Raw genomic sequence first — 25971 nt, 5'->3', positions numbered from 1 at the left:
AGCGGCGGGCCAGCTGCGCCATGTTGGCAAAGGCCCATACCACCCATGAAGAAGAAAAAACCATGAATAAAATGCTACTGGCACTTGCCCTAGCCACCCCCTTCACCGCCTTTACGGGCAGCCTGGCCCACGCCGAAGAGTCCAAGCCCGACAATGAAGTCAGCTTCAACGTGGCCGGCGTGTCCGACTACCGTTATCGCGGCATTTCGCAGACGCGCTTGAAACCCGCGCTGCAGGGCGGCGTCGACTACGTCAACAATCCGACGGGCCTGTATGCGGGCGCCTGGGCCTCCACCATCAAGTGGACCAAGGATGCGGGCGGCAGCGGCGATGTGGAAGTGGACCTGTATGCGGGCAAGCGCGGCCAGTTGACCACCGATATCGGCTATGACGTGGGCGTGCTGGCGTATGTGTATGCGGACAACGGCTTGAAGCACATCGATGGCCTGGCTGACGCGGATACGCAGGAAGTCTACGGCCAGCTGTCGTACGGCCCCGCCTATATCAAGTATTCGCACGCCGTCTCCAATCTGTTCGGCATCGTCAACAGCAAGAACAGCGGCTACCTGGACATCGGCGCGAATATCGACCTGACGAACGGCTGGACCGGCAACCTGCACGCGGGCCACCAGAAGGTCAAAAACAATGATGCGGCTAGCTACACGGACTGGAAAGTGGGCGTCACGCGCGATTTCGGCGTGGTGACGGGCGCGCTGGCCGTGATCGGTACGAACGCGGGCAAGTCGGCCTATGCTTCGCCCGTGAACGGTAAATTCATGGGCAAGACGGCGCTGCAACTGACGGTCAGCAAAACGTTTTAATTGACGGAGACGAGGGGAGAGGCGGCGCATGCGCCGCCTTTCTTTTGTACTTAAGAGCGCCTAACAGAAGCGTAGCGAGCGGCAGTGAGCATCGGAGGCCGCAAATCGCGACGCGCAGTAGGTTATGTTAGGTACGCTAAGCGGGCAGGTTGAAAACGGCGCAATACAGCTGTCCCAGGCTGACCACGCGGGCGGCCGGAATCTGTGCAGCCAGGGCATGGGCCGGCGCCGCTTGCGTGTCTGTTGCCAGCAGGACGCGCAGTTCCGGATTGACGCTGCGCGCGTGGGCGATGCGGCGCGCCAGGTCAGCCTGCGCGGCGCCGTCCACGACGCCGTCCAGCGGCACCACCAGTACGCGCGCGGCGATCAGGGCCGAACGGCTGCCCATGGAGTCGCGGCCTTCGCTGTCGATGACGATGTCGTGGTAGCAGTGCACCAGGTGTTCCAGCTCCGGCTGCAAGCCCTTGGCGCTGATGGCGCGCGCCATCAGGTGCGGCCGCGTCAGGCTGCTATGCTTGGCCCCATCGTGCATATTCCTGGCCTGCTCCATGGCGCCCTGGCGCGGATCGGCATCGAGCAGCAATACCTTGCGTCCGGCCAGCGCGCGCGAGGCGGCCAGCCGCCCGGCCAGGATGGATTTCTCCATCCCCCCGCGTTCATCCGTGATGGCGATGATCATCTTGGCGCACGGCTGGCATGATGTTGGAGGCGGAGACCAGCTGCAGCAAACAGCCTTCGCGCGGCGCGTCCCTGTCGCTGGCGGTCCATAGGGGCAGCTGCATCAATGGCTCCAGTGCTTCGGCCAGCTTGTCCTGGCCGGCGGACGACATCGGCGTCATCGGCAGGCGCAGCTCGTCGCGCACCTTGCCCTGCATGGCCAGCGCCGCCTTCACGGGGCCGGGATTGGGTTCGGCAAACAGCAGGTGGATAACGGGCAGCATGGTCTTGAACAGAACGCCGGCGGCGCCGTGGCGACCCTGTCTGACCAGCTGGTACAGCTGCGCATACAGGTCGGGGCGTATCTGGGCGGCGGCCGACATGGCGCCGTGGCCGCCCATGGACAGGCTGGCCAGCAGCAGCGCATCGTCGCCGCACAGCACATCCAGGCGCGTGTCGCGCAGCAGTTCGCCCAGTTGCTGCAGCTTGCCGCCAGCTTCCTTGATGGCGACGAAGTGCGAGTCGCGCGCCAGCAGCGCCGCCGTCTGCGGTTCGATATGAACGCCGGTGCGTGCCGGCACGTTGTACAGCACGATGGACTGGTCGGTGGCGGCGGCGATGGCCTCGAAGTGGCGCACGATGCCGTCCTGCGAAGGGCGTACATAGGACGGTGCCGAGACCAGCAGGCCGGCCAGCGGATGATCGTGATAGCGTTGTACTGTGGCGACGACGCTGCGCGTATCGCTGCCACCGATACCCATCACGACGGGGAAGCGGGGACCGATGGCTTCGAGTACGCTATCGAGCAGCATGGTGTGTTCCGCGGCGCTCAGCATGGCCGCTTCGCCCGTGGTGCCGCATACCACCAGGCCATCGACGCCGCTGGCGGCCAGCTCGCAGGCCAGCTGCTGGGCGGCGTCGAGATCGAGTTCGCCGTCGCGAAACGGCGTGACCATCGGCACCCAGATACCCTGGAAGTGCGCGGTGATGCGCGATGAAGACATCGCCTGCTCGCAGGAATACTGGTTCATAGCGATTTCCCCTGGCTGATGCGGCCAAATTCCGCCGCCGGCAGCAGGCGCATGACGGCATCCATGGTCAGGCGCAGGGCCGGCTCCGTCACACACAGCCATACCTTCATGCGTTCGGCGTGGTCGACCGCCTCGACGCGCATGAACGACAACATGCCACCGCAGGTTCTGACGACCAGCTGGCGCAGCTCGGCCAGGCAGGACTTGTCGACCGTGATATGCATGAGGAAAGTGGGCAGGCGGGGATGGCGGTGGGGCAGTGCTTGATGCGCTTGATGCGTTTGCAGGCGTGAATGGGGTTCCATGGTGGCTTTGCAGCGGTGGTTGAGGTACGTTCAAGATTAGCAGCGGCGGCGTAAAGATTCTCTAAAAAGCGTGGCCTTCGGTGTAAACGGACTGTATGCGGGCTGTATGCAGTTTTACCACCGGCGTGTTGCGTGGATGCGCCGCGCATGTGCTTTTGTTACAAAATTGAATCGTGCTTTGGCAGGCAGGGGTTTATATTGAAAACGTCTCCGCTTTCAGTCAGCCATGCCATGTCAGACGAAAAAAATCCCCAGCATCCTCCTTCCACCGATCCTGCAGCGCCGGTACGGCCCGACCGGGTGGGCCGCCGGGCGCCCGATGATGAGCACCGTGCGCGCGACGCTGCCCCTCGCTACCTGAAGGATAACGATACGCCGCTGGCGCTGGCCTGGCGGGTGATCTCGTCGCGCTACCGCTCCATGCGCGACAAGGCCAGCCGCGATTTCATGCGGCGCACCCTGCGCATCGGCATCTCGGCGCGCATTTTCCACCCCGAGCCGGGCGCCACTGGCCTGCGCAGCAAGAACCTGCAATACCTGGAAGAGTCGATCGCCCAGTGGGTCATGTCGCGCGACGTGCTGGTGTTCATGATCCCGACGGTCAATACCAGCGGCCAGCTACATCCGAGCAATATCACCCTGCGTCACTATGCGCGCCACTTGGACGGCTTGGTGCTGCAGGGCGGCGCCGATGTCTCGCCGCAGACGTATTCCGAGGCGGCCACGCGGCCGGAATGGAGCGGCGACCGCGCGCGCGACCTGTACGAACTGGAACTGCTGCACGAATTCGTCGATGCGGGCAAGCCCGTGCTGGGCATATGCCGCGGCTGCCAACTCATCAACGTGGGCTTTGGCGGCACCCTGTACCAGGACATCGCCTCGGACGTGGAAGGCGCCACCTCGCACGTCAACGACCTGTATGACCGCCACCGCCACAGCATCGTCTTCCCGAAAGGCTCGTCGCTGGCGGGCATGTTCCCGAAGGCGGGCGAGGCGCTCGTCAATTCCATCCATCACCAGTCGGTCAAGGACCTGGGACGCGACATCACTGTCGAAGCATATTCGCAAGGGGACAACATCGTCGAAGCCATCCGCTATCAGCGGGCCCGCTTCGTCATGGGCTTGCAGTGGCACCCGGAATTCCATTCTGCGGGCGGCGTCGAGCTGCTCGACTGCACACCCATCCTCGACAACTTTTTGCGCGCGGCGCGGGAGACGCGGTTTTGAGTACGCATCTGATCCGCCGGCGCATTGTGCTGGTTGGCCTGCTGGCGCTGCCCCTGGCGGGCTTGCGCGCCGCGCCGCACCCGCGTGATAGCGTGCTGCCGTTTGCGCTGACGTCCGCGGCACGTGCCCGCACGCTCAAGGCGCGGGTGGCGCCGGGCATAGCCGAACAGGTGCTCAAGGTGGCGCGCAAGGAGGCGGCGCGGCCCGTGCACCTGATGGCCGAAGTGCGCACGGGCGGCTTGCTGAAGGGAGAGGGCGGACGCGAGACCAGCCAGCAGGCGCAGGAAGACTGGCGCCAGGCGCGCTTGCAGGCGCTGGCCTGGAGATTATCGGGCGAGATGGCGCATTTCGAGGCAGCGCGCCAGCTCCTGCTGGCCTGGAGCGGCGCTTATCAGCCATCGTTCAGTCCCGTTGACGAGACGGAGCTGGCCAGCCTGCTGATGGGTTTTGACCTGGTACAGGAGCGCCTGAACGGCGTCGAGCGCGAGCAGGTGCGGGTATTCTGCCGCACCCTGGCGCAAGGGTATTTGAGCGATCCCATCAAGGTGGGCGGTCCGTCCACGGCGCGCAACAACTGGCATAGCCACCGCATCAAGATCGGCACGGCCGCCGCGTATGTCACGGGCGACGCCTTGCTGATCGCGCGCGCGAAGGAGCGCTTCCTGGCGCACGTGCCGCGCAATATCGGCGCCGGCGGCGTGCCTTTCGATTTCGAGCAGCGCGATGCCCTGCACTACACCACCTACAGCCTGGAGCCGCTGCTGACGACGGCCCTGATGGCGCAGGCGCATGGCGACGACTGGTATGGCGCACCGGAAGCGCGGCGCCTGGCCGAGGCGCTGGCCTGGCTGGCGCCGTATGCGCAGGGCAGAAAGACGCACGAGGAATTCGCCAAGAGCGCCGTGCCCTTCGACCGCAAGCGCGTGGCGGCCGGTGAAAAGGGCTTTACGGGCAATTGGGAGACCAAGGGCGCCGCCAATGTGTATCTGCTGGCGGCGCGCTTCGACCCTGCTTACCTGCCTCTGGCGCTGGAGTTGCGCCCGCCCGCCTGGGCGCTGGCGCTGTACGGCGCTTAGTGAGAACTTCGCGTTAGAACTTCGTGCGCACGGTGAACATCACATTGCGCGGTTCGCCGTAGAAGCCCGTCTGGAACAGACCCAATCCCGTGAAGTACTTCTTGTCCAGCAGGTTGTTCACGTTGACGCTGGCCGTGACGTTCTTGCTGATCTCGTAGCGCGCCATCAGGTTGACCTGCGCGTAGCCGCCCTGCTTGATGCGTGAATAATCGTCGATGGCGGGATTCCAGATATTGCCGTCGTAGCTGCTTTGCCAGTTGATGCCACCACCGACGGTCAGCTTGTCCAGGCTGGCCGGCAGGCGCCACGTGCCCTGTACGCGCACCAGGTGGGCAGGCTGCGTTGTTTGCAGCATGGTGGAAAACACGTCTTTGCCATCCACGTCCCGCACATGCGCATAGGTATAGCCGGCGCTCAGCTTCACATCCTTCATCACTTCGCCCGTCACTTCCATTTCCAGGCCGCGGCTGGTGACGCCGTCGATAGCTTTATACGCTTCTTCGCCGTTGACTTCGCCCACAGAACTGGCCACGTTGCTTTGACGGATCTGGAACAGGGCGGCGCTGGCGTTGACCTTGCCATCGAGGTATTCGGCTTTTACACCCGCTTCCACACCCTTGCCGCGCACGGGCGCGAGGAAGTTGCGGTTGATGTCGCGGTTGCTTTGCGGCGCAAAGATGCTGGTGTAGCTGCCGAACACGGAATAGGTCTTGTCGAGCTCATACACGACGCCCGCATATGGCGTGATGACGTTGTTTTCCTCGATGCGCGAGGTGATGCGTGCGGTGTCGGCGTCGAAGAAAGTGCGGTCCTGTTCCTGCTTGTAGTTGCTCACGCGCGCGCCCACGATGACGGACAGCGCATCGACAGGATGCAGGCGCGCAGCGCCATACAGGCCGCTCTGGCGCGTGCGGTCGTTGTCGTTACCCAGGCGCTTGAAGGCCGGTTCCGCATACTGGCCGCGCCAGTCGAAATAGCTGCTGTCGAGGGGCGGATAGACCGATTCGTAGACGGGGCCATCCTGTTTTGCCGTCGAGCTGGAATAGCCGAACATCGCTTCATGCTGGCGGCCAAAAGCGGTAAATGACCCGCTGGCGTCGACGTTGACGGTGGTCTGGCGGCGCTCGCCCTTGTATTTGCCCATGAAGAAATACGTGCCTTCGCCCGTATCGGGGCGGGGATTGCCGCCGCTGGCCGAACCGAGCACGCTGTCATGCTTGCTGCGCAACTGGTTGGCGCTCAATTTCAGTTTCCACGCGTTGGCGAACGTGTGTTCGAGCGAGGTGAACAGCGTGGTGTTCTGCATATCGCGGCGGCTCCAGTCCGTAGCCGGGTTCCACGCGGTCGGGAAATCCGTGCGGGAACCGTCGGAAAGCAGGACGGGGAAGCCCGTCCAGGTCGAGCCGCGCGGCTTGTACTCCTGCTGCGTGAAGCCGGCCGTCAGCAGGGTGACGGGTGTCAGGTCAGCCTCGATGATGCCGTAGGCGACCGATTTTTGCTGCGTGTAGCGGTCCAGGTAGGAGTGCTTGTCCTGGTAGGCGCCCACCAGGCGGCCGCGCACCGTGCGGCTGTCGTTCAGGGGGCCGGAGACATCGGCTTCGCTGCGGTAGTTGTCCCACGATCCTGCGCCCAAGGTCGCCGCACCCTCGAAGTTGGCGGTGGGGCGCTTGCGCACCATGTTGACGGTGGCCGACGGATCGCCCGAGCCGCTCATCAGGCCCGTCGCGCCCTTCAGCACTTCGATGCGGTCATAGGTGGCCATGTCGCTGTTCGTCGTGCCCCAGTCGTAGACGCCGTCATAGATGGCCGACACGCCGTCGTACTGGAAATTGGTGACGGCAAAGCCGCGCGCCTGGAAGCTCCAGCGGTCGCTGTCGTAGTTTTGCACGCTTACGCCATTGACGTTCTTCATGACGTCGGAGACGGCGTTGCTGTTCTGGTCATCCATCTGCTGGCGCGTGACGATGGTCAGCGACTGCGGCGTTTCGCGCTGCGTCAGCACCAGGCCCGTCGCGCCGCTGGCGGGGCCGCCCGTATAGCTGCCCGTGCCGCTGGTGGCGGCGCTGCGCTCGGCGGCCGCCACCACGGTGACGCCGCGCATGAGGGCCACACCGCGGCTGTCCGCTGAGGGGGCGTTCGCGCCGGCGGGGATCTTTTGCAGCAGGTAGCCGCCATTCGCTTGCGGCACGGCTTGCAGGCCGCTGCCCGCCAGCAGTACGCGGAAGCCCTCCTGCAAGCTGTAGCTGCCTTGCAGGCCGGCGCTGGGCAAGCCTTGCGTGGCATCGCTGGAGAACGACAGCAGGATGGCGCTGTCGCTGCCGAAGCGCGTCAGTACGTCACCGAGCGCGCCGGCCGGGATGTCATAGACGCGTACTTGCTGGCTTTGTGCCAGGGCCATGCCGGTCTGCGACAGGGCGCAGGCCAGTACGGTGCGGGTAAGGAGGGAACGCGAAGCGTGGTGCATGGAGTAAAACCTTTCGTGGATGCGCAAGATGGAGACTACTTGTCTACCAAGTCACGCGAGCACGGCGAAACAGCTCACTTTGCCGAAAATATTTTTCAGCGCGCCGCCAGTTCGATCCTGACGACTTGATGGCCCCAGAAGCGCGTGATGGTATTGCGCCGCAGTTGCAGGCTGGAGCTGACGGCGTCGAGGATGGCGCCCACATCGGCCAGCGGGTAGGAGCCGGACACGCGCAAGCTGGCGATGGCCGGCGCGCAGCCCAGTGGCTGTTCGCTGTAGCGCGACAGCTCGGCGAGGAAATCGGCCAGGCGCATGTCGCGCGCCACCAGCATGCCATCGAGCCAGGCGCCGCCATAGGGCGCCAGCGCCTGGCGGTGCACACCCGTGCCGTCGAAGTGCGCGCCTTCGCCGGGACGCAGCACCAGGCGCTGTGCGCCATCGCTGGCCAGCACGGCGACGCTCCCTTCGAGCACGCCGGCACTGGCGTATTGCTGGTGCAGGCGCACCGTGAAACGCGTGCCCAGCGCCTGCAGGCTGCCATGCGGCGTGTCGACGAAGAAGGGCCGTTGCGCCCCATCCTTGCCGGTAGCGATGAAGATTTCTCCCGCCAGTAATTCAATACGGCGCTGTGCGCCGTCGTAAGCGATATTGACGGCGCTGCTGGTATTGAGCGTGAGCCGCGTGCCATCGTTCAAGGTCACCACGCGGCGCTGGTTGACGCCGGTGCGATAGTCGGCCGTCCAGCCGCGCCACGGGCTGCGGCGTTCAAACGCATACAGCGAGGTGCCGCAGGCCAGCAGCAGGGCCAGGTTCTTGACTGCATGGCGGCGCGGCGCGTTCGCTTGCGCGCAGGAGCGCAACAGGCTCGCGTGCATGGCGGGCGACAGATGCTGGTGCTGCGTTTGCAGCTGCTGCCACGCCTGGGTGGCGCTACCGGCGCGCTGCAGATGGCGTTTCACCGTGGCCAGCGAGATGCCGAGCTGGCGCGCGATCTCTTCCTGCGGCAGTTCATCGAGCTGGCGCAGCAGGAAGGCCCGCTTGACGGCGGGCGGCAAGCCATCGAGCATGCGGTCGAGTTCAAACAGCGTGGACAGCAGCAGCGCCCGTTCCTCGGGCGATGGCGCATGCGGGGACGGCAGCTGCGCCAGCACATCGAGGTAGGCCTGTTCCAGCTTCTGGCGGCGGTAATGTTTGAACAGCACGCGCTGGGCCACGGTAGCGAGATAGGCGCGCGGCGCGCGTGCGACGACGGCTTCTTCGCGGTCGAGCAGGCGCATGAAAGTGTCCTGCGCTACATCGGCCGCGCAAGCCCTGCTGCCGAGTTTTTTACGCAGCCAGCCCTGCAGCCAACCGTGGTGGTCGGCGTACAGTGTCGCGATGTCCTGGCGTTGTAGCGGCTTTGCCAGCGGCATCGCGTTCCCCTTGCATGGCCGGTCCGGGTGGATCGGTGTTTTTAAACAATAATAAGAATCATTCTCACTTATTGTAACAAGCGGGGGCGGATGCTGTAAATGACAGGGGATGGGGTGTGGTTTTTTGGGTTTGCGTTGTTGGGGTAAAAGTCACGATGCCTGGCAAAACCGACGCGCAGCAGGTTTGGCCAGGTATCCTCAATAATTCATCGGTTCACCACGAAAACATCTGATCGCCGAATCAACCATGCCCTCGGCGCTGCCCTGCACATTGCGCTGCTTGCGCAGGTATTGCGCGTCGCTCCACTGCTTGGCCACGTCCGACAGGTGTTTCAGGGCCGCCGTGCTGCCCAGCGCCTCGGCGTGCGGCTCCATCTTGCGCAGGGTGGTCATGATGTCTTCGCGCAGCGACATCGTTTCGTAGGTTTTCGGATGCGTAATGGCGCCATCGAGGCCGAAGCGGCAAGCCTGGAAGCGGTTGTAGTTATACACCAGGTAATCGTCTTCCACGGGTGGTGTTTCCTTGCGTTCGAGCAGGTAGCGGCATAAGGCCTGCAGGTAGGCGGCCAGCGCGGCGGCCCGCTCCACCGTCAGCGGTGTGTCGCACACGCGCAGTTCGATGGTGCCAAATTCCGGCTTGGGACGGATGTCCCAGTAAAAGTCCTTCATGCTCTTGATGATGCCGGTGTTCTCCATCTTGGCAAAATACTCGTTGGAGAACTGCTCCCAGCTGAGGGTGAACGGCGCGCGCCCGCTCATGGGAAACGCGAATACGGAGTTCAGGCGGGCCGAATCGAACAGGGTGTCGCGTCCCTGCACGTAGGGCGAGGAAGCCGACAGGGCGATGAAGTGGGGGATGTAGCGGTTCAGCGAATGCAGCAGGAACATGGCGTCGTCGCCCGAGGCGCAGCCGATGTGCACGTGCTGGCCGAAGATGGTGAACTGCTTGGCCAGGTAGCCGTACAGTTCCGAAATCTCCTGGAAACGGGGCTTGGAGAAGATCTTTTGCGACGACCATTGCTGGAACGGGTGGGTGCCGCCGCCCGCAATGCCGATATTGAGCTTGTCGCCGGCCGTGATCAAGGTGTCGCGGATTTCCTGCAGCTGCTCCAGCAGGGGGCCGTGATGCGTGTGCACGCTCGAGTTAATCTCGATCATGCTCTCGGTGATTTCCGGCGTGACGTTGCCGGGGAACGGTTTTTTATTCAGCAGATGCAGCAGGTCGGGGCTGGCGGCCGTCAAATCATAGTCCGACAGGTTCACCAGTTGCAGTTCGAGTTCGACGCCGAAGGTCAGCGCGGCCGATTGGCCAAAGGGTTCCAGCGGCATTTAGCGCTCCTTGATTTCGTGGGTTTCTTTTGCCAGCATCAGCACGCGCTGCACCAGCACGGGGCCGACCAGTTCCAGGCCCAGGGTGACGGCGGCCAGGGCGTTCAATTCGTCGCCGAAGTTCACGCCGTGCTGGCGCGCGTGTTCGAGCAGCAGGATGATGAAGACGGAGACGGGCGTCAGGGCCACGCCCGTCAGCACACCCTTGCGCCAGGAAATGCCGCTCACATGCGAAAACGCGGCCACGCCGGCGACTTTGGTCAGCAGGCGCCCGCCCACGACGGCCAGGGCCAGGCCCGCGCCAGCCGTTACGCTGGCCCATTCCAGGGTCGAGGCGGCATACACGAACAGCAGCACCGTCAGCAGCTCGCCCAGCGCGCCGAAATTGCGCTGCGCCTGGCTGAAGGCCACGCGGCGGTGGCGTGCCACCAGGCCAAACGTCAGGGTGGCCAGCAGCGGCGACAGGCTGGTGGTGTAGGTCAGGGCGACGAGCAGCATCACCGACAGCGCAAACGCGACGGTGGCATCCTGCGCCATATTGCCCAGGCGGCGCAGCATGGCCGGCACGACGATGCCGAAGACGGTGCCGGCGGCCACGGAGGCGGCCAGCACGGCGGCGCTGCTGCTGCTCGCCTGGATCAGGTCGGTGGAGCTCTGGAACATCCAGAAGCCGACGATGATGTTGAACGTGAAGACGGCCAGCACGCAGTTGAGCGCCGTCAGGTGGACGATGCGTTCCGTCACCTGGCCCGAGCTGCGTTCCTCGTTGATGACGCGCATGATGGTGGCCGGCGAGGTGGACATGGCCAGTGATGCCAGCAGCAGCGCCGTCATCGAGGTGCTGCCGAATTCGATGCCGATGAAGTAGACGACGGCAAAGGTCAGCAGCGATTCGACCAGGCCCGTGACGGCGATCCACGGATTGTTCTTCAGCCAGCGCAGGTTGATGCGGTAGCCCACCTCGAACAGGATCAGGCCGAAGGCCACGTCGGCCAGTACCAGCATGGGCCCGGCGTCCGTCTGCGGCAGCACGCCCACTTGCGTTTGCGCGAGGATGAAACCGATCACGCCGTAAAAACTGATGCGCGGCAGGCCAGTCCAGCGGTGGCCGAATTCGCCCACCACCCAGGCCAGGGTAATGGCGAACGGCCAGGACAGGTCGGCGGCGATCGAGATCAGACTTTGCATGCTCATTCCTTTGAAATAGCGCTGGCACCGGCCGGCAGCACGCAGGCTGGCGCGGTAATGTCGTGGTGCAGCGATGGTGCATGGTTTGCGCAGAGCGCTGCGCCGATTCTACCGGAGCAGAGGGCGCGCACGATGTGCGCAATCGAACAGTATCGCGGCCATTGCGGCCGCGCACAGGATGCAGCAGGTTGGGCAGGGCTGGTATTAGCGTATGGTACCCGCCCGCAGCGGAGAGGCTCCGCACGGTAGTGCCGTGGCGCAGTGTACGCCATGGCAGCCCCTTGCCGCCATGGACTTTTTGTCGTGTATCCTTATTTACTAAGCAGACGCATGCCCCGTTCCAGTCCGTCGATTGACAAGGGGAACATGCGGTTGTTCATCAATTGCCGCATCACGCCAATCGACTGGCGGTATTGCCACAATCCCTCCGACTCGGGATTGAGCCAGATGAACTTCGGGAACGCCTGGGTAAAGCGCGCCAGCCACGTCGATCCTGCTTCTTCGTTGTTGTATTCGACCGAGCCGCCCGGCTGCAGGATTTCATAGGGGCTCATGGTGGCGTCGCCGACAAAAATCAGCTTGGTATCGGGCGGATATTTGCGTAGTACGTCCCAGGTGGGGAAACGCTCGGCGTTGCGGCGCCGGTTGTTTTTCCACAGGTAATCGTAGACGCAGTTATGGAAGTAAAAGAACTCCATGTTCTTGAATTCCGTCTTCGCCGCCGAAAACAGCTCCTCGGTGCGCTCGATATGGTCGTCCATGCTGCCGCCCACATCCAGCAGCATCAGCACCTTGATGCGGTTCTTGCGCTCGGGCCGCATCCGGATGTCGAGGTAGCCCGCGTTGTTGGCTGTGGCGGCGATGGTGGCGTCCAGCGCCAGTTCGTCTTCCGCGCCTTCGCGCGCGAATTTGCGCAGGCGGCGCAGTGCCACCTTGATGTTGCGCGTGCCCAGTTCGCGCTCGCCGTCGTAATCCTTGTAGCTGCGCGCTTCCCATACCTTGACGGCCGTGCGGTTGCCGCCCTTGCCGCCGATGCGGATGCCTTCCGGATTCGTGCCGCCATTGCCGAACGGCGACGTGCCGCCCGTGCCGATCCACTTGCTGCCGCCCTCGTGGCGTTCCTTCTGCTCCTTCAGCAGCGCGTTCAGGCGGTCCATCAGCTTGTCGTAGCCGAATTTCTCCAGCTGCGCCTTCTGCTCTTCGGACAGCTCGCGCTGCATGCGCTTGAGCAGCCAGTCGAGGGGAATCGCCGCATTCGTCTCGAAGGCCGCGTTGACGCCCTTGAAGTACTGGGCAAACGCGCGGTCGAACTTGTCGAAATGGGCTTCATCCTTGACCAGGGTCAGGCGCGACAGGTAGTAAAAATCGTCCATTGAAGCGTCGATGACGTTCTTTTGCAGCGCTTCGAGCAAGGTCAAAAATTCCTTGATCGAGACGGGAATCTTCGCATCCTTGAGCGTGAAGAAGAAATCGATCAGCATGGCGCCGGCTCTCCCGCGCGGGGCAGTGCGGCGATGGGGCGCTGCGCCAGCTTGTAGCGCAAATGGGCGGCAATTTCCGGCCACTCGCCGCGCATGATGCTGTACATGACCGTGTCGCGCACGGTGCCGTCGCGGCGCAGCGCATGGTGGCGCAGCACGCCATCCTTTTTTGCGCCCAGGCGTTCGATGGCCGCCTGCGAGGCATGGTTGAAATTATCGGTGCGAAAACCCACCAGCGCGCAGCCGAGGGTGTCGAAGGCGTGCGCCAGCAGCAGCAATTTGCAGGTGGTGTTGACGTGGCTGCGCTGGCAGCGCTTGGCATACCAGGTGTAGCCGATTTCCAGGCGCCCGATACTTGGTATCACGTCATGGTAGCTGGTGGTGCCGAGCACCTCGCCGCTGACCGCGTCGACGACGGCAAAGGCGAAGCGTGCCGGGCGCATCTCGATGCCTTTGAAAATGTACTGGTCCACCTGGTCCGGTTCGGGCACGGAGGTGACGCGCAGATTCCACAGCTCGCCATCGGTGGCCGCCGCGCGCAGCCCGGGCGCATGGTGTGGCGCCAGCGTTTCGAGGCGGATACCGTGCAGTTCCAGGGGTACGAAGACCTTGTCCGGGCTGATGTCGTTCACCTGTGCTCCTTAACGGTTGGTGCGCGACATGAACATCAGGCGCTCGAACAGGTGCACATCCTGCTCGTTTTTCAGCAGCGCACCATGCAGGGGCGGCACGACAGCCTTGTTGTCCTTGCTGCGCAGCGCGTCAAAGGGGATGTCTTCGGCCAGCAGGAGTTTGAGCCAGTCGAGGAATTCCGACGTCGACGGTTTTTTCTTCAGGCCCGGCACGTCGCGCACTTCATAGAAGGTTTGCAGGGCCTGCGCCAGCAATTCCTGTTTCAGGTGCGGGTAGTGGACGGCGACGATCTGCTCCATCGTGTCCTTGTCCGGGAATTTGATGTAATGGAAGAAGCAGCGGCGCAAGAAGGCGTCCGGCAATTCCTTTTCGTTGTTCGAGGTGATGATGACCAGCGGACGGTGGCGCGCCGTGACCATTTCGCGCGTTTCGTAGACATAGAATTCCATGCGGTCCAGTTCGCGCAGCAGGTCGTTCGGGAATTCGATGTCGGCCTTGTCGATTTCATCGATCAAGAGCACCACCGGTTCAGGTGCCGTGAACGCCTGCCACAGCACGCCCTTGACGATGTAGTTCTGGATGTCGCGCACGCGCTCGTCGCCCAGTTGCGAATCGCGCAGACGCGACACAGCGTCGTATTCGTACAGGCCCTGCTGCGCCTTGGTGGTCGATTTGATATGCCATTGCATCAGCGGCATGTTCAGCGCGGCTGCCACTTCTTCGGCCAGCATGGTCTTGCCCGTGCCCGGTTCGCCCTTGATCAGCAACGGGCGCTGCAGGGTCAGCGCCGCGTTCACGGCCAGTTTCAGGTCGGCGGTGGCGACATAGCTGTCGGAGCCTTCGAAGCGTTGGCCTTGCTGGGTGTGCTTAGCTTGCATGAGCGGTCTGCCAAAGTGGTGAAAGGGTGAGTATAAACAGAACTGAGACGCACCGCCACGCGGACGGCCTGTGCCCGCCTGCCTACAATGCGGGTTTTATAGGTGGACTTGCAAGAATATCTTGGCTAGAATCGGCAAGCAGCAGATTAATTGTCAACCTTAATTGTCTATACATAAAATCAATAAAAACCAGCTCTGGCGTTTCTCCGATTACCTCTGTTCACATTGCCACTATGAAAAAAATATTTGCACTTCTCGTGCTTGCCGGCATAGCAAATGCCGTCACAGCGGCTGACATTGTAGGAAACGCCAAGGCAGCGACTGCCAAGGTGGAAATGTGTATCGGTTGCCACGGCATTCCCGGTTACAAGGCGACCTTCCCCGAAGTGTTCCAGGTACCGATGATCGGTGGCCAGCCGGCAAAATATATTGAAAATGCGCTGCAAGCCTACAAGAAGGGCGATCGCAAGCACCCCAGCATGAAGGGTATCGCCAGCAGCCTGTCTGACCAGGATATCGCCGATGTCGCCGCGTATTATGCGCAACAAGCCAAGCCGAACTGAGGACCAGCCAGATGAAAACACTACTCGCCGCCCTCGTTTGCGCCACCGTCTCGTTCGGCGCCAGCGCCGCCGGCAATATCAACACGGGCAAGGCCCTGGCCGAAAAATACAGCTGCGCCACCTGCCATGGCAAGGATTACGGTTCGCCCATCGACCCTTCGTACCCAAAACTGGCGGGCCAGCACAAGGATTACCTGGAACACGCATTGACGGCGTATAAACGGGGCGACAAGGCCAACGGCCGCAATAACGCCATCATGACGGGCCAGGTGAAACCGCTGAGCAACCAGGACATCAAGGACCTGGCTGCCTACCTGCACAGCTTGCCAACCACCCTGGTGATTCACCGCTGAGCTTTAGCCCGGCTCAGGCTTTCAGGCCTACCCGGCGCGCCAGCTTGTGCAAGTTGCTGGCGTCCAGCCCCAGATGGCGCGCGGCGGCAGCCCAGTTATCCTGATGCAGGGCCAGCGCTTGCCGGATGGCCTGGCGCTGGCTCGCTTCGACGATCTGATGCATGGACAGCAGCGGCGCCGCCGGCGTGCCGCACGCGGCCGGCGCTGGCAGCAGCGCGTCCGTGCCCGCCGGCGCTTCCAGCGCATCGAGGTCGAGCATATCCGTTTCCAGTGTCACGATGTCCTTGCGGTTCGCGCCACGGATGACGGCTTTCAGCGCGGCCCGGCTGATCACATGCTCGAGTTCGCGCACGTTGCCCGGCCAGCGGTAATGGCAGAGCGCGTTTTCGGCGGCGGCCGACAGGCGCAGGCTGCGCAGGCCCAGGCGCGCACGGTTGAGTTCAAGAAAACCGCCCGCCAGCAGCAGCACGTCATTGCCCCGCTCGCGCAGCGGCGGAATCGGCACGGGATAGACCGATAAACGGTGATACAGGTCGGCGCGGAACGTGCCGTCGCGTACATGCTCGCGCAAGCTGCGGTTGGTGGCGGCGATCACGCGCACGTTGACCCGGCGCGGCCGGTCCGCGCCCAGGCGCTGGATTTCGCCATTTTGCAGGGTGCGCAGCAGCTTGGCCTGTATCGACAGCGGCAACTCTCCCACTTCATCGAGAAACAGCGTGCCCCCTTCGGCCGCTTCGAAGCGGCCTGGCCGGTCGCTGACGGCGCCGGAAAACGCGCCCCGCACATGGCCAAACAGCTCGCTCTCGGCCAGGGATTCCGGCAAGGCCGCGCAATTGACGTGGATCAGCGGCTTGCCGGCGCGGCGCGACAGGCGGTGCAGGCGGTGCGCGCACAATTCCTTGCCGACGCCCGTTTCGCCCAGCAGCAGCACGGGCAGGTCCGATTCGGCCACTACCTGCAATTCATGCAGCAGCTGCGTGATGGCGCGGCTCTGGCCGACGAAGTCGTGTTCCTCGCGCGGCGCTTGCGCATCGGCCAGCATGGCGCCTCCCGACAGGCGCAGGGCGCGGATTTCCGTTTCCAGGCGGGTCACGCGCACGGCCGCCTCGATGGCGCAGGCCAGCTCGCCCAGGTCGCGCTGCGCGCGTGCGTTGAAGGTGCCCACCTGCAGCGCGTCGAGCGTGATCACGCCCCAGCGTTCACCTTCCAGGTCCAGCGCCATACCCATGCAGTCGTGCACGGGCAATGGCTCGCCGGCCCGTTCGGCGATCAGGCCATCATACGGATCGGGCAGGGAACTGTCGTGATGGAAGCACAGCACGCCGCGCCGTTGCAGGATGGCGGCCAGGCGCGGATGGTCGGCGATGGCGAAGCGGCGCCCCAGCGCGTCGCTGGCCAGGCCGGCCATCGCCACGGGGCGCAGGTGCTCGCCATCGAGCTTGAGCAAGGCCACGGCTTCGCAGCCGAAGTGGGCGCGCAGGCTGCCCACCAGGCGCTGCAGGCGCACGGCCACGGGAAGGTCGGCGACCAGGTCGGTGAGTAACAGCAGGTGGATAGCAGTGGTGGTCATAAGTACCATGCAGGGTACAACGAACCCTACTTAAACAGGGTCATGCCGACCCTGCATTTTTCAAATCGTTGATTTAAAACAAGTTTTTCCTGGCACACGGTTTGCGTAGGTAAGAGTGCCGAACCGGCATACAAGACCAAGGAAAGCCTGATGAAAACGCCCCCCTCCCTCCGCGCCATTGCCGCCGCCGTCTGCGTCTTGGTCATGCCCCTGTCCGTGCAAGCCCAGGCGAGCCTGCCGGCCACCGCTGCCGCCACTGCGGCCAAACCTGGCGCAGCGACGCTCAAGCGCTATGAACTGCAAACCAATATCGTCGACGGCAAAATGGTATTCATCGACGCCAAGGGGCAGGTCAACCCCGTGCTGGCGGCCAAGGTGGGCGACACGGTCGAACTCGTGCTGAAAAGCGGCGAAGGTGCTGAGCACGACTTGCTCATTCCCGAACTGAACGTGGCATCCGCCAAATTCAGCGCCAACAGCGGCAGCACCAGCGTGCGCTTCAAGGTCACGCGCGCCGGCACGTTTACCTATTACTGCTCGATTCCCGGCCACCGCCAGATCGGCATGGAAGGCAAGCTGGAAGTGAGTGGCACGTCGCTGGCCGAAGCGCGGGCACCGAAGGCTGCCGGCGTTGCCAGCGAGTCCAGCCAGGCCGCCGCGCTGGCCCTGTACACGCCCGCGCCATCGCCGATGCGCGGCCCCGATCCCTCGGCCGTCAGCGTGGCGGCCAATCCGGCGCAGGTGCCCGCCGCCATCGGCGCGCGCGCGCCGCAGTTGCTCAAGTACCGCATGGAGACGGTGGAATTGTCGGGCAAGCTCGATGACGGCACCAGTTTTACGTATTGGACTTTCAATCGCCAGGTGCCCGGCCCCATGCTGCGCGCGAAGGTGGGCGATACGATCGCGCTGACCCTGTTTAATGCCAAGGACAGCAAGATGATCCACTCGATCGACCTGCACGCGGTGACGGGCGGCCATGGCGGCGGACAGCACACGCAGGTGGCGCCAGGGCAGGAAAAAACCGTTACCTTCAAGGCGCTCAATCCGGGGCTGTTCGTCTACCACTGCGCCACGCCCCTGGTGCCGCAGCATATCGCGGCCGGCATGTACGGCATGATCCTGGTCGAACCGGAAGGCGGCTTGTCGAAGGTGGACCGCGAGTATTACGTGATGCAGGGCGAGATGTATACGGGACGTCCGCACGGCGCGCCCGTGCACCAGGAACCGAACCTGGAAAAAATGGCCAATGAGTTGCCCGACTACTACGTCTTCAATGGCGAAGTGGGCGCCCTGAGCAAGACGCATAAATTGCAGGCGAAAGTCGGTGAGACGGTGCGCATCTATTTCGGCGTCGGTGGCCCGAACAAGATTTCATCGTTCCACATCATCGGCGAGATATTCGACAAAGTGTACAGCGAAGGCTCGATCAGCAGCCCGAAACACGACGTGCAAACCACGCTCGTGGCACCGGGCGGTGCGACCATCGTCGAACTCAAGGTACAGCACCCTGGCAGCTATCTGCTGGTCGACCATGCCTTGTCGCGCGCCGGCAAGGGCGCCGTGGGCGTGCTGGAAGTGACGGGCGAACCCGTGCCGGGCGTCTACCACGCGGGCGCCGTGCAATAAATCTACCTATTCATCCTCAAGGAACTGTTATGGAAATGATCGAGTTATCCCTGGGCCAGCTGGCCCGCCGCATCCCTGGCGCCACGCGCCTGTTCGATGCGCACCGCCTGGATTTCTGCTGCGGCGGCAACAAGACCCTGCGCGCGGCCGCCGAAGCGGCCGGCGTGGATGCGGCGCCCATCGTCGAGGAACTGCGGCTGCTGGCAGGGCGCGCAGATGCCAGCGGCGAGCGTGACTGGCAGGACGCCTCGGCCACCGAGTTGGTGGAACACATCCTGGCGCGCTATCACGCCGTGCACCGCGAGCAGTTGCCCGAGCTGATACGCCTGGCGCGCAAGGTCGAGCAGGTGCATGGCGACCGCGCCGACTGTCCGCACGGGCTGGCGGAACACCTGTCGGCCATGGCCCAAGAGCTGGAAAGCCATATGCGCAAGGAAGAGGACGTGCTGTTCCCGATGATCGTGCGCGGCCAGGGCCCCCGGGCCGGCGCGCCCATCAACGTGATGCGCATGGAGCACGACGACCATGGCGTGGCCTTGCGCGCGATGGAGGCAATGACGAACGATATCACCGCGCCGGCTGGCGCCTGCACTACCTGGCGCGCGCTGTACACGGGCTTGCGCACCTTCCGTGTCGACCTGATGGCGCACATCCATACTGAAAACAATATCCTGTTCGAGCGCTTTGCGCCGGCCGTGGTGCACTGACAAAGGAAAGACCCATGGGTCCCTATAAAAAACTCTGGTTCACCCTGATCGGTGTGCTGATCGTAACGTTTTCGCTGCTCGGCTACTATGGCGTCGAAGTCTACCGGCAGGCGCCACCCATCCCCGCACAAGTGCTGGCGCAGGATGGCCGGCAGCTGTTCGACCGCGAGGGAATCCTCGACGGCCAGACAGCCTGGCAATCCGTGGGCGGCATGCAGCTGGGCTCCATCTGGGGCCACGGCGCCTACCAAGCGCCCGACTGGACGGCCGACTGGCTGCACCGCGAACTGACGGCCTGGCTGGAACTGGCTGCGCAGGAGCAACATGGCAAGGCATACGCGGCGCTCGACGGCCCTGCACAGGCGGCGTTGCGCGAAGCGCTCAAGATGGAATACCGCGGCAACCGCGTCGACGATGCGCAAGTGTTGCGCCTGTCGGCGCGCCGCGTGCAAGCCATCGCCAACACGGCGCACTATTACGACGAGCTGTTCTCCGACGCGCCCGCGCTGCACGTCAGCCGCGAGCATTTCGCCATGAAGGAAAATACCCTGCCCAGCGCCGAGCGGCGCGCGCAGATGACGCAGTTCTTCTTCTGGACGGCATGGGCCGCCGCCACCGAACGTCCGGGCCAGAAAGTGACCTATACGAACAACTGGCCGCATGAACCGCTGATTGGCAACCAGCCCAGCGGCGAAAACCTCGTCTGGTCGGTCGCCAGCGTGGTGGTGCTGCTGGCCGGCGTGGGCTTCCTCGTCTGGGGCTGGGCCTTTTTGCGCGACCATGACGAAGCGCTGCCGACGCCCGGCGCGCGCGATCCTTTGACCACGTTTGCGCTCACACCCTCGCAGCGGGGACTGGGAAAATATCTGTTCCTGGTGGTGGCGCTGTTCACCTTCCAGGTCTTCATCGGCGGCTTTACGGCGCACTACACGGTGGAAGGGCAGCAGTTTTACGGCATCGACGTCTCACGCTGGTTCCCGTATGCGCTCACGCGCACCTGGCATATCCAGGCCGCGCTGTTCTGGATCGCCACGGGCTTCCTGGCCGCCGGCCTGTTCCTGGCACCCTTGATCAATGGCGGAAAAGATCCCAAATGGCAGCGCCTGGGCATCGATGTGCTGTTCTGGGCCCTGGTCGTCGTTGTTGTCGGCTCCTTCATCGGTAACTACTTGGCGATTGCGCAAATCATGCCGCCCGAGTGGAATTTCTGGCTCGGCCACCAGGGCTATGAATATGTGGACCTGGGACGTTTATGGCAAATTGGCAAGTTTGTCGGCATCTTGCTGTGGCTCGTGCTGATGCTGCGCGGCGTCGTGCCAGCCCTGCGCCAGCCGGGCGGCGACAGGAACCTGCTGGCGCTGCTGACCGCGTCCGTGGGCGCTATCGGCCTGTTCTATGGCGCCGGCCTGTTCTACGGCGAACGCACGCACCTGTCGGTGATGGAGTACTGGCGCTGGTGGGTGGTGCACCTGTGGGTGGAAGGTTTCTTTGAAGTCTTCGCCACCACGGCGCTGGCCTTCATCTTCTCGACCCTGGGTCTGGTGTCGGTGCGCATGGCCACGACGGCCAGCCTGGCGTCGGCCTCGCTGTTCATGCTGGGCGGCATACCCGGCACTTTCCACCACCTGTACTTTGCCGGCACCACCACGCCCGTGATGGCCATCGGCGCCAGCTTCAGCGCGCTGGAAGTGGTGCCGCTGATCGTGCTGGGGCATGAAGCGTGGGAAAACTGGCGTCTGAAGGAGCGTGCGCCGTGGATGGAGCAGTTGCGCTGGCCGATGATGTGCTTTGTCGCCGTCGCCTTCTGGAACATGCTGGGCGCTGGTGTGCTGGGCTTCATGATCAACCCGCCCGTGGCCTTGTACTACATCCAGGGCCTGAACACGACCCCCGTGCATGCGCATGCGGCGCTGTTCGGCGTGTACGGTTTCCTGGCGCTGGGCTTTACCTTGCTGGTGCTGCGCTATTTGCGGCCCGATTACCGCTTCAGCCCTGCCTTGATGAAGACGGCGTTCTGGGGCTTGAACGGGGGCCTGGTGCTGATGCTCTTTACCAGCTTGTTGCCGATTGGCATTATCCAGTTCCACGCCAGCGTGACGGAAGGCCTGTGGTATGCGCGCAGCGAGGCATTCATGCAGCAGCCACTGCTGCAAAACCTGCGCTGGATACGCACGTTCGGTGACGTGGTATTCATCGTCGGCGCCGTCGCCATGGCGTTGCAGGTGGTGCTGGGGTTGCTAAGGCCGCAGGTAAGCGAGGGCACGCGACCGGCGGCTGCCGGCACGCCATTGTGAGCTCAGTTCGAATAGCCCTGCATCAAGGCCTTGGCATCGTGGCGCAGTCCCCACCACGGTAAAAAGACTGAAGCTTCGCCGCGTGCGCGGAACCAGGGTTTTTCCGGATCGATGGGGCGCGCCACCGCAGGTGGCGCCACCAGCAGGGCAACGGGCGCCTCCAGGTCGCCCGTGCCTGCCACCAGCACCGGCCGGCCCTGGTGATTCGCGTAGGCGACGGCCAGCGCCACATTCGTCAGCGCCGTGCCGGCCCCCATCTCGCCCAGCAGGGCCGAGGTGTTGAAGGTTTGCTTGGTAAAATCCAGATCGGGTAAATTCAGTGTCAAGCTTTGTGCCAGCGAGCCAATGCGCTCGGAAGATGCCGGATATCTGTTGCCCGCATCGTGGATCACATAGGCTATCTTGTCAGTATCGAGATTGACCTGCTCCGCCGCCTGTTCGATGGCCGCCGCCCATGCCTGCACCGCGCGCGGCGGTTGTCCTTTCGCCGCCTGGTAGTCGGCGACGGCGGCCGTTGCCGGGAAGCCCAGCCAGGCCAGCGGCGCACGCTGTGTCTTGAAGTCGGGACCGGCCAGTATCAACAGAGCGATGTTTTCATCGATCTGCTCATCCTTGGGCGGAAAGCTGGGCGCGTCCCAGTTCATCACCCATACGGTTTTATCGGGATGCGCCTGCAAATATGCCAGGCCCGCCGCCAGCGAGGTAAAACCTGCGTTCGCGCCGCCCATCGTCACGCGCACGTCGGGCGGCGTTGCCGTAGTCCAGGAATTGGGGAAGTGGGGGTTGCCGATGCTGAAGGTATCGCTGATATTGTCGCGCAAAAAGTTGCCCGCTTCCACTGGATCGAGCCTTCCGGCGGGCAGTGCATACTCGATATGGATGCCGGCCAGTTCGCGCCGGGTCGATTTGTCTTTCAGCGAGTGCGCGTTGTAGAAGTAACTGCCATTGGCGAAATAGGATTGACGGAACAATAATGTCAGCTCATCCACGTATTTATGGTGATAGCCTTTGAAGGTCTCCTCGCCATCGTTACCCGATGCAATCATGCCGATGGATTGCACCTTGCTAAAGCGCGCTGGATTTTCCCTGACTTTGTCATCGTTCTGGTTCGGCTTGGCCAGCCCCAAGGTCCACAACAATTGCCATTCCGTCGAATAGTCGCGCCGTTGCAAGGGATTGAGCCATTGCACGCCCACCACCTGGGCCATATAAGGCCTGGCTGGCTGCGCAGGCGTCGCTGTCGCGACATCGCCTTTCGTGGCTGGCTTGATCGCGCAAGCACTGAGCAAGGAAAATATTATCAGGGCAAATAACAACGGCATCACGAGATAGCGTTTCATCATGTCTCCATCGGTGAGGGGAGCGGCGTCGGACTGGCTGGCGAACCAGACTGCCATGCTGGCAAGCAGGAAAAATGCACAGCAACTCCAAGCCAGGCGGCGTAGGGGAGTGGCGATCAGTGTACGCATCAGTGATCCTTCCAGCGCGAGTTCCTGCGTTTGTTAGCGATGGAATCTGGTAACGCGCCAGTGCTGCCAGGACTATGAACCCAATCGAACACACTCATTGTCTTGAATTTTCCAGTTCTAAAGTATTCATGAAATATCTTGTGCGAATGACTGTCATCCAAGTTCTTCAACAATCGCCAATCGGCTATCACTCGCAATTCGCGCAACGCCTTTTCTGGAATATGGCTTACCCCCACCGCCACGTCATACGCCAATGCCTTTTCCGCATGCATGCCATTGGTCGTGATGGTTGAATGGTCGGTGGCGTGCGTGTCGAGGTTGGCGGCCAGATTGGCGGTGATGATGTCGCCGCGCCATCGCTTGTGCTCTTCGCTGGCGGTGGCCGGCATGTCTTCTTCGCTGACCTTCTCTCCCATCGGCGTGCGGCCCGTGCGTTTGGCCATCAAGCGCACGCGGGCGTGGTCTTCGTACAGCATGGTGGCGTGGCTGTCGCGGTCGCCCTTGGGCGCGCCTATCTGCTCATCGCTCAAGGCCTGGTAGGGATCGCCGGCAGCATGGCCGCGCCGTGGATCGCGCAGGCTGCCGCGCGGATTGTATAGCTGGTCGAAGTCCTCGCTGGCCACGCCGTACTGCACTGCCTGCGGCAAGAACGGTTCGGGCAGCGCCGGCGCATTGACGGGGATGCTCCAGTCGCGCGGCGGCAGCGCGTTGATGCGCACGCCCGCTCCTTTCGCCAGGGGAATCAAGGCCAGGGCGGCGACTTGCGTCATGGCGCGGCCGCTTCCCGTGCTGTTGGCCAATCGCCCTTTCTGGCTGGAATAGTCGGCGATCTTCGAATGCGGCACCCAGAAGTCCAGGCTGCCCCGTTCCGGATGATTGTGTTGCTTGCTCCAGTAATCATAAATTCCTGGCTTGCCGACGGGGTAGCCTTGGGAAAACACCCGCTGCGTGAATACATTCTTTCCTTGCGCCGCCTGAATTTCGGCTGCGCACAGGCCGCGCCAGCCCATGCCCTGGATGGCGGTCGAGGAGATGACCCGGTCATGCGGATTGCAATACAAGGTGACCTTGCCGCGTGTGGTGGTGACGGGGCCGCAACGGTAGTTGTTGCTGTCGCTATCCGGCGTAAAACCGTGCGCGTGGTTGGCGGCCAGTTGCGCCAGCGCGGCTGAATGCGGCGGCACATCGGCCTGCTGGCCGACGATCTTGAAGAAGTTTTTCAAGGTCTCGATGCGCGCCTGGCAGGTCTGCCGGCCCACGTTGCCGTCCGGATCCGCCTCCTGGCCTTGCACCCAGTCTTCCGTGCTGTTGTCTTCGAGTACGCTGTATGGCGGATTGCACAGCACATAGGTGTCGGCCACGCAGCGGCCCTTGATCCCTGCTGCATCTTGCACATCGGCCATCTTGTCGCCCAGGAAGGCGGCCGCCATGCCGATCATATTGCCCTGGCTATGGCACACGAGGGTAATCGGCACGTCGGCCTGTTCCTTGCGTATCGATTCGACCAGCTTCGCCAGTCGCAGCGCGGCCAGCACAAAATACGGGCGAGGCGGCGCCGAAAACACCATGGCGTCGTTGAGGGGGTTGAGGTGTTCGATATGTATCCACAGAAACAAGGTATCGAGCAAGCCATTGCCCCACAGGTCAGGCAAGGAAGAACAGCCGTTCGCGAATGGCCCGCCGCCCCAGTAGTCATATTCGTTGAGATAAATGGAAGCGCCGTATTCCTGTAATTCGAGGTCACTGGCCTTGTAACCCCAGCGGAACTGGATCACGGGCGAGTGGTGCCCGGCGTCGGCAATGAAGGTGTTGGGCGTGCGGTCGGGGTCGACAAAGCCGTCATCCGTCAATTCGCGCCGGTAGGTAACGGGCCATAACTGTCCACCTTCCACGCTGGGGTAGGCCAGGTGTTCATCGCAGCGTTTCAGGCGGGTATTCAAGCCCTTGCACAGGCCCTCCTCGCTCTGGTGGTACCACTCGCCATCGGAATTGACGCCATGCACAAAGATGACGATGCCCGGTGACGGCATCTGCTGCAGGCAGTCCAGCAGGCTGTGGCTGAAATTGGTGCTGCCGCAGACCCTGCCTACCATGATAAGGCGGGGATCGATAGCGGGTTTAACCGGTCCGTTGCTGGGATCGCTCATGGCACACCCTGTTCATGGCTGGAGTTGCCACTGTAGAGTGTTGCTTATCTGTATGTCTTATGCCAGATCAAGCAAACTTGTGCAGAATACTACCTTGGGTTTAGCGGCGCCGCACGCAGTCGATATACGCATCCGTATCGGGCGGCAAGCCCGAGCGCTGCGAAGCCCAGATCATCTGGCCCAGGCATTCCATCACTTCGTGCTGGGCTGCATGGGCCGAATCGAGGCGCTGCGTGAGTTGCTGCACGGCCGGGCGGATGCCGCGCGGCTGGTCCACCTGCACCTGTTCCGTGATCGACAGATGCATGGACAGGTGCAGGAAAGGATTGGCTTGTCCCCCTTCGACGGAATAGTCGCGCGCCAGTGCCGCTTCGACATCGGAGAGCTCGTTTTCATACTCGGGGTGTTCGAGGATCCAGTCGAGCGCGATGGCTTCCATCGGCGTGAGGATATCATGGGCGCTGTGCTTGCGCAAAGTGTCGCAAAAGAAGCGGCGCACATCGTCGGAAGAGGGGTTGAACATGGCTGAAGGACTATGGCTAAAGGGCAGCGGGCATTGTACCGCGTAGATAAGCAAAGGGCATCGGGGATGCCCTTTTTGCCGTCCGGCGCCCGCTGGCATGACCCGATAGTCACTGTTATTTAATACCCTGCAGTAAGTATTATCCACTACCGTCGCAGCCTGGCGGTGCCAAATAACGGTGATAAAATCGCCGCTCTTGATATTTGCACTGGACATG

Annotated in this window: 22 protein-coding genes and 1 pseudogene; 8 read left to right on the top strand and 15 right to left on the bottom strand. The window is 63.0% G+C overall.

Annotated features, from left to right (window positions below; all coding sequences use genetic code 11):
• The first annotated feature begins 62 nt into the window (after window positions 1–62).
• Entirely contained in the window at window positions 63–821 is a 759-nt protein-coding gene (locus CSZ94_RS00415; RefSeq protein WP_102119780.1) for a TorF family putative porin, read from the top strand.
• 136 nt (window positions 822–957) lie between these two features.
• Here the strand turns inward: CSZ94_RS00415 and CSZ94_RS00410 are convergent, their stop codons facing one another.
• The 3 genes from CSZ94_RS00410 to CSZ94_RS00400 are packed head-to-tail and all read right to left on the bottom strand — an operon-like array spanning window position 958 to window position 2814.
• Window positions 958–1500 carry a ParA family protein gene (locus tag CSZ94_RS00410; protein WP_102119671.1) on the bottom strand — a complete coding sequence of 181 codons (543 nt, stop codon included), beginning with the start codon at window positions 1498–1500 and terminating at the stop codon, window positions 958–960.
• Window positions 1478–2509, bottom strand: coding sequence for a 4-hydroxy-tetrahydrodipicolinate synthase (dapA, locus tag CSZ94_RS00405; protein WP_102119670.1), 1032 nt, complete (start codon window positions 2507–2509; stop codon window positions 1478–1480). The genes CSZ94_RS00410 and dapA overlap by 23 nt, the downstream gene beginning before the upstream one ends.
• A complete protein-coding gene (locus CSZ94_RS00400) occupies window positions 2506–2814 on the bottom strand; it encodes a hypothetical protein (protein ID WP_243136064.1) in 309 nt (102 codons plus the stop codon). The genes dapA and CSZ94_RS00400 overlap by 4 nt, the downstream gene beginning before the upstream one ends.
• Before the next feature lie 231 nt (window positions 2815–3045).
• Between CSZ94_RS00400 and CSZ94_RS00395 the strand changes: the two genes are divergently transcribed.
• The gene (locus tag CSZ94_RS00395) at window positions 3046–4041 is read left to right on the top strand and encodes a gamma-glutamyl-gamma-aminobutyrate hydrolase family protein (protein ID WP_102119669.1); all 996 of its coding nucleotides are present in this window, start codon (window positions 3046–3048) and stop codon (window positions 4039–4041) included.
• Complete coding sequence (locus tag CSZ94_RS00390) at window positions 4038–5117, top strand: alginate lyase family protein (RefSeq protein ID WP_102119668.1); 1080 nt, start codon at window positions 4038–4040, stop codon at window positions 5115–5117. Before CSZ94_RS00395 ends, CSZ94_RS00390 begins: the two co-directional genes overlap by 4 nt.
• Before the next feature lie 13 nt (window positions 5118–5130).
• Here CSZ94_RS00390 and CSZ94_RS00385 read toward each other — a convergent pair whose 3' ends face one another.
• The 8 genes and pseudogenes from CSZ94_RS00385 to CSZ94_RS00355 form a co-directional block, all read right to left on the bottom strand.
• Entirely contained in the window at window positions 5131–7581 is a 2451-nt protein-coding gene (locus CSZ94_RS00385) for a TonB-dependent siderophore receptor (protein WP_102119667.1), read from the bottom strand.
• Between the two features lie 95 nt (window positions 7582–7676).
• Window positions 7677–8456 carry a FecR family protein gene (locus tag CSZ94_RS28405; protein ID WP_258000705.1) on the bottom strand — a complete coding sequence of 260 codons (780 nt, stop codon included), beginning with the start codon at window positions 8454–8456 and terminating at the stop codon, window positions 7677–7679.
• 54 nt (window positions 8457–8510) lie between these two features.
• Window positions 8511–8993: pseudogene (locus tag CSZ94_RS28400) on the bottom strand (sigma-70 family RNA polymerase sigma factor); the annotation flags it as partial.
• A 198-nt stretch (window positions 8994–9191) separates the two neighbouring features.
• The gene (locus CSZ94_RS00375) at window positions 9192–10322 is read right to left on the bottom strand and encodes a YbdK family carboxylate-amine ligase (protein ID WP_102119665.1); all 1131 of its coding nucleotides are present in this window, start codon (window positions 10320–10322) and stop codon (window positions 9192–9194) included.
• Window positions 10323–11510 (bottom strand): cation:proton antiporter, encoded by a 1188-nt coding sequence (locus tag CSZ94_RS00370; protein WP_180977304.1) that lies wholly within the window; start codon window positions 11508–11510, stop codon window positions 10323–10325. It abuts the gene before it with no gap.
• A gap of 311 nt (window positions 11511–11821) precedes the next feature.
• A complete protein-coding gene (locus CSZ94_RS00365; protein ID WP_102119663.1) occupies window positions 11822–12991 on the bottom strand; it encodes a vWA domain-containing protein in 1170 nt (389 codons plus the stop codon).
• Complete coding sequence (locus CSZ94_RS00360; protein WP_102119662.1) at window positions 12985–13623, bottom strand: GNAT family N-acetyltransferase; 639 nt, start codon at window positions 13621–13623, stop codon at window positions 12985–12987. The genes CSZ94_RS00365 and CSZ94_RS00360 overlap by 7 nt, the downstream gene beginning before the upstream one ends.
• A gap of 9 nt (window positions 13624–13632) precedes the next feature.
• The gene (locus tag CSZ94_RS00355) at window positions 13633–14502 is read right to left on the bottom strand and encodes an AAA family ATPase (RefSeq protein WP_102119661.1); all 870 of its coding nucleotides are present in this window, start codon (window positions 14500–14502) and stop codon (window positions 13633–13635) included.
• A gap of 233 nt (window positions 14503–14735) precedes the next feature.
• Here CSZ94_RS00355 and CSZ94_RS00350 point away from each other — a divergent pair, with 233 nt between their 5' ends.
• Together CSZ94_RS00350 and CSZ94_RS00345 are read left to right on the top strand one after the other, a co-directional pair.
• Window positions 14736–15065: a c-type cytochrome gene (locus CSZ94_RS00350; protein ID WP_092796428.1), complete on the top strand. Its 330-nt coding sequence runs from the start codon at window positions 14736–14738 to the stop codon at window positions 15063–15065.
• Window positions 15066–15076: 11 nt separating this feature from the next.
• On the top strand, window positions 15077–15418 hold the full coding sequence (locus CSZ94_RS00345) for a c-type cytochrome (RefSeq protein WP_071075485.1): 342 nt from the start codon (window positions 15077–15079) through the stop codon (window positions 15416–15418).
• A gap of 13 nt (window positions 15419–15431) precedes the next feature.
• Here the strand turns inward: CSZ94_RS00345 and norR are convergent, their stop codons facing one another.
• Complete coding sequence (gene norR, locus CSZ94_RS00340; RefSeq protein WP_102119660.1) at window positions 15432–16988, bottom strand: nitric oxide reductase transcriptional regulator NorR; 1557 nt, start codon at window positions 16986–16988, stop codon at window positions 15432–15434.
• Window positions 16989–17138: 150 nt separating this feature from the next.
• Here norR and nirK point away from each other — a divergent pair, with 150 nt between their 5' ends.
• From nirK to CSZ94_RS00325, 3 genes are read left to right on the top strand one after another with little or no spacing between them, the layout of a single operon-like run.
• Window positions 17139–18614 (top strand): copper-containing nitrite reductase, encoded by a 1476-nt coding sequence (nirK, locus tag CSZ94_RS00335; protein ID WP_102119659.1) that lies wholly within the window; start codon window positions 17139–17141, stop codon window positions 18612–18614.
• A 29-nt stretch (window positions 18615–18643) separates the two neighbouring features.
• Window positions 18644–19321 (top strand): iron-sulfur cluster repair protein YtfE, encoded by a 678-nt coding sequence (gene ytfE / locus CSZ94_RS00330; RefSeq protein WP_102119658.1) that lies wholly within the window; start codon window positions 18644–18646, stop codon window positions 19319–19321.
• Between the two features lie 14 nt (window positions 19322–19335).
• On the top strand, window positions 19336–21615 hold the full coding sequence (locus tag CSZ94_RS00325; RefSeq protein WP_102119657.1) for a nitric-oxide reductase large subunit: 2280 nt from the start codon (window positions 19336–19338) through the stop codon (window positions 21613–21615).
• A 2-nt stretch (window positions 21616–21617) separates the two neighbouring features.
• Here the strand turns inward: CSZ94_RS00325 and CSZ94_RS00320 are convergent, their stop codons facing one another.
• The 3 genes from CSZ94_RS00320 to CSZ94_RS00310 all read right to left on the bottom strand — a co-directional run bounded on the left by CSZ94_RS00320 (window position 21618) and on the right by CSZ94_RS00310 (window position 25754).
• Complete coding sequence (locus CSZ94_RS00320) at window positions 21618–23084, bottom strand: virulence factor (RefSeq protein ID WP_102119656.1); 1467 nt, start codon at window positions 23082–23084, stop codon at window positions 21618–21620.
• Entirely contained in the window at window positions 23084–25231 is a 2148-nt protein-coding gene (locus CSZ94_RS00315) for a T6SS effector phospholipase Tle3 domain-containing protein (RefSeq protein ID WP_102119655.1), read from the bottom strand. Before CSZ94_RS00315 ends, CSZ94_RS00320 begins: the two co-directional genes overlap by 1 nt.
• Before the next feature lie 100 nt (window positions 25232–25331).
• Window positions 25332–25754, bottom strand: coding sequence for a DUF1841 family protein (locus tag CSZ94_RS00310; RefSeq protein WP_102119654.1), 423 nt, complete (start codon window positions 25752–25754; stop codon window positions 25332–25334).
• Window positions 25755–25971 lie beyond the last annotated feature (217 nt).

Origin of the sequence: Janthinobacterium sp. ROICE36, from assembly GCF_002869965.1 — a bacterium.
Taxonomy (GTDB): domain Bacteria; phylum Pseudomonadota; class Gammaproteobacteria; order Burkholderiales; family Burkholderiaceae_D; genus Janthinobacterium.
The sequence above is the reverse complement of the archived record's forward strand: the minus strand, read 5'-3'. Positions and strand labels throughout refer to the sequence as shown.

Coding starts and splice junctions, on each gene's coding strand:
- CSZ94_RS00310 (WP_102119654.1), bottom strand. CDS start 25,754: ATGTTCAACCCCTCTTCCGACGATGTGCGCCGCTTCTTTTGCGACACT.
- CSZ94_RS00325 (WP_102119657.1), top strand. CDS start 19,336: ATGGGTCCCTATAAAAAACTCTGGTTCACCCTGATCGGTGTGCTGATC.
- CSZ94_RS28405 (WP_258000705.1), bottom strand. CDS start 8,456: ATGCACGCGAGCCTGTTGCGCTCCTGCGCGCAAGCGAACGCGCCGCGC.
- CSZ94_RS00345 (WP_071075485.1), top strand. CDS start 15,077: ATGAAAACACTACTCGCCGCCCTCGTTTGCGCCACCGTCTCGTTCGGC.
- CSZ94_RS00375 (WP_102119665.1), bottom strand. CDS start 10,322: ATGCCGCTGGAACCCTTTGGCCAATCGGCCGCGCTGACCTTCGGCGTC.
- CSZ94_RS00350 (WP_092796428.1), top strand. CDS start 14,736: ATGAAAAAAATATTTGCACTTCTCGTGCTTGCCGGCATAGCAAATGCC.
- norR (WP_102119660.1), bottom strand. CDS start 16,988: ATGACCACCACTGCTATCCACCTGCTGTTACTCACCGACCTGGTCGCC.
- nirK (WP_102119659.1), top strand. CDS start 17,139: ATGAAAACGCCCCCCTCCCTCCGCGCCATTGCCGCCGCCGTCTGCGTC.
- CSZ94_RS00385 (WP_102119667.1), bottom strand. CDS start 7,581: ATGCACCACGCTTCGCGTTCCCTCCTTACCCGCACCGTACTGGCCTGC.
- CSZ94_RS00400 (WP_243136064.1), bottom strand. CDS start 2,814: ATGGAACCCCATTCACGCCTGCAAACGCATCAAGCGCATCAAGCACTG.
- CSZ94_RS00315 (WP_102119655.1), bottom strand. CDS start 25,231: ATGAGCGATCCCAGCAACGGACCGGTTAAACCCGCTATCGATCCCCGC.
- CSZ94_RS00320 (WP_102119656.1), bottom strand. CDS start 23,084: ATGCGTACACTGATCGCCACTCCCCTACGCCGCCTGGCTTGGAGTTGC.
- CSZ94_RS00365 (WP_102119663.1), bottom strand. CDS start 12,991: ATGCTGATCGATTTCTTCTTCACGCTCAAGGATGCGAAGATTCCCGTC.
- CSZ94_RS00355 (WP_102119661.1), bottom strand. CDS start 14,502: ATGCAAGCTAAGCACACCCAGCAAGGCCAACGCTTCGAAGGCTCCGAC.
- CSZ94_RS00370 (WP_180977304.1), bottom strand. CDS start 11,510: ATGCAAAGTCTGATCTCGATCGCCGCCGACCTGTCCTGGCCGTTCGCC.
- dapA (WP_102119670.1), bottom strand. CDS start 2,509: ATGAACCAGTATTCCTGCGAGCAGGCGATGTCTTCATCGCGCATCACC.
- CSZ94_RS00395 (WP_102119669.1), top strand. CDS start 3,046: ATGTCAGACGAAAAAAATCCCCAGCATCCTCCTTCCACCGATCCTGCA.
- CSZ94_RS00410 (WP_102119671.1), bottom strand. CDS start 1,500: ATGATCATCGCCATCACGGATGAACGCGGGGGGATGGAGAAATCCATC.
- CSZ94_RS00415 (WP_102119780.1), top strand. CDS start 63: ATGAATAAAATGCTACTGGCACTTGCCCTAGCCACCCCCTTCACCGCC.
- ytfE (WP_102119658.1), top strand. CDS start 18,644: ATGGAAATGATCGAGTTATCCCTGGGCCAGCTGGCCCGCCGCATCCCT.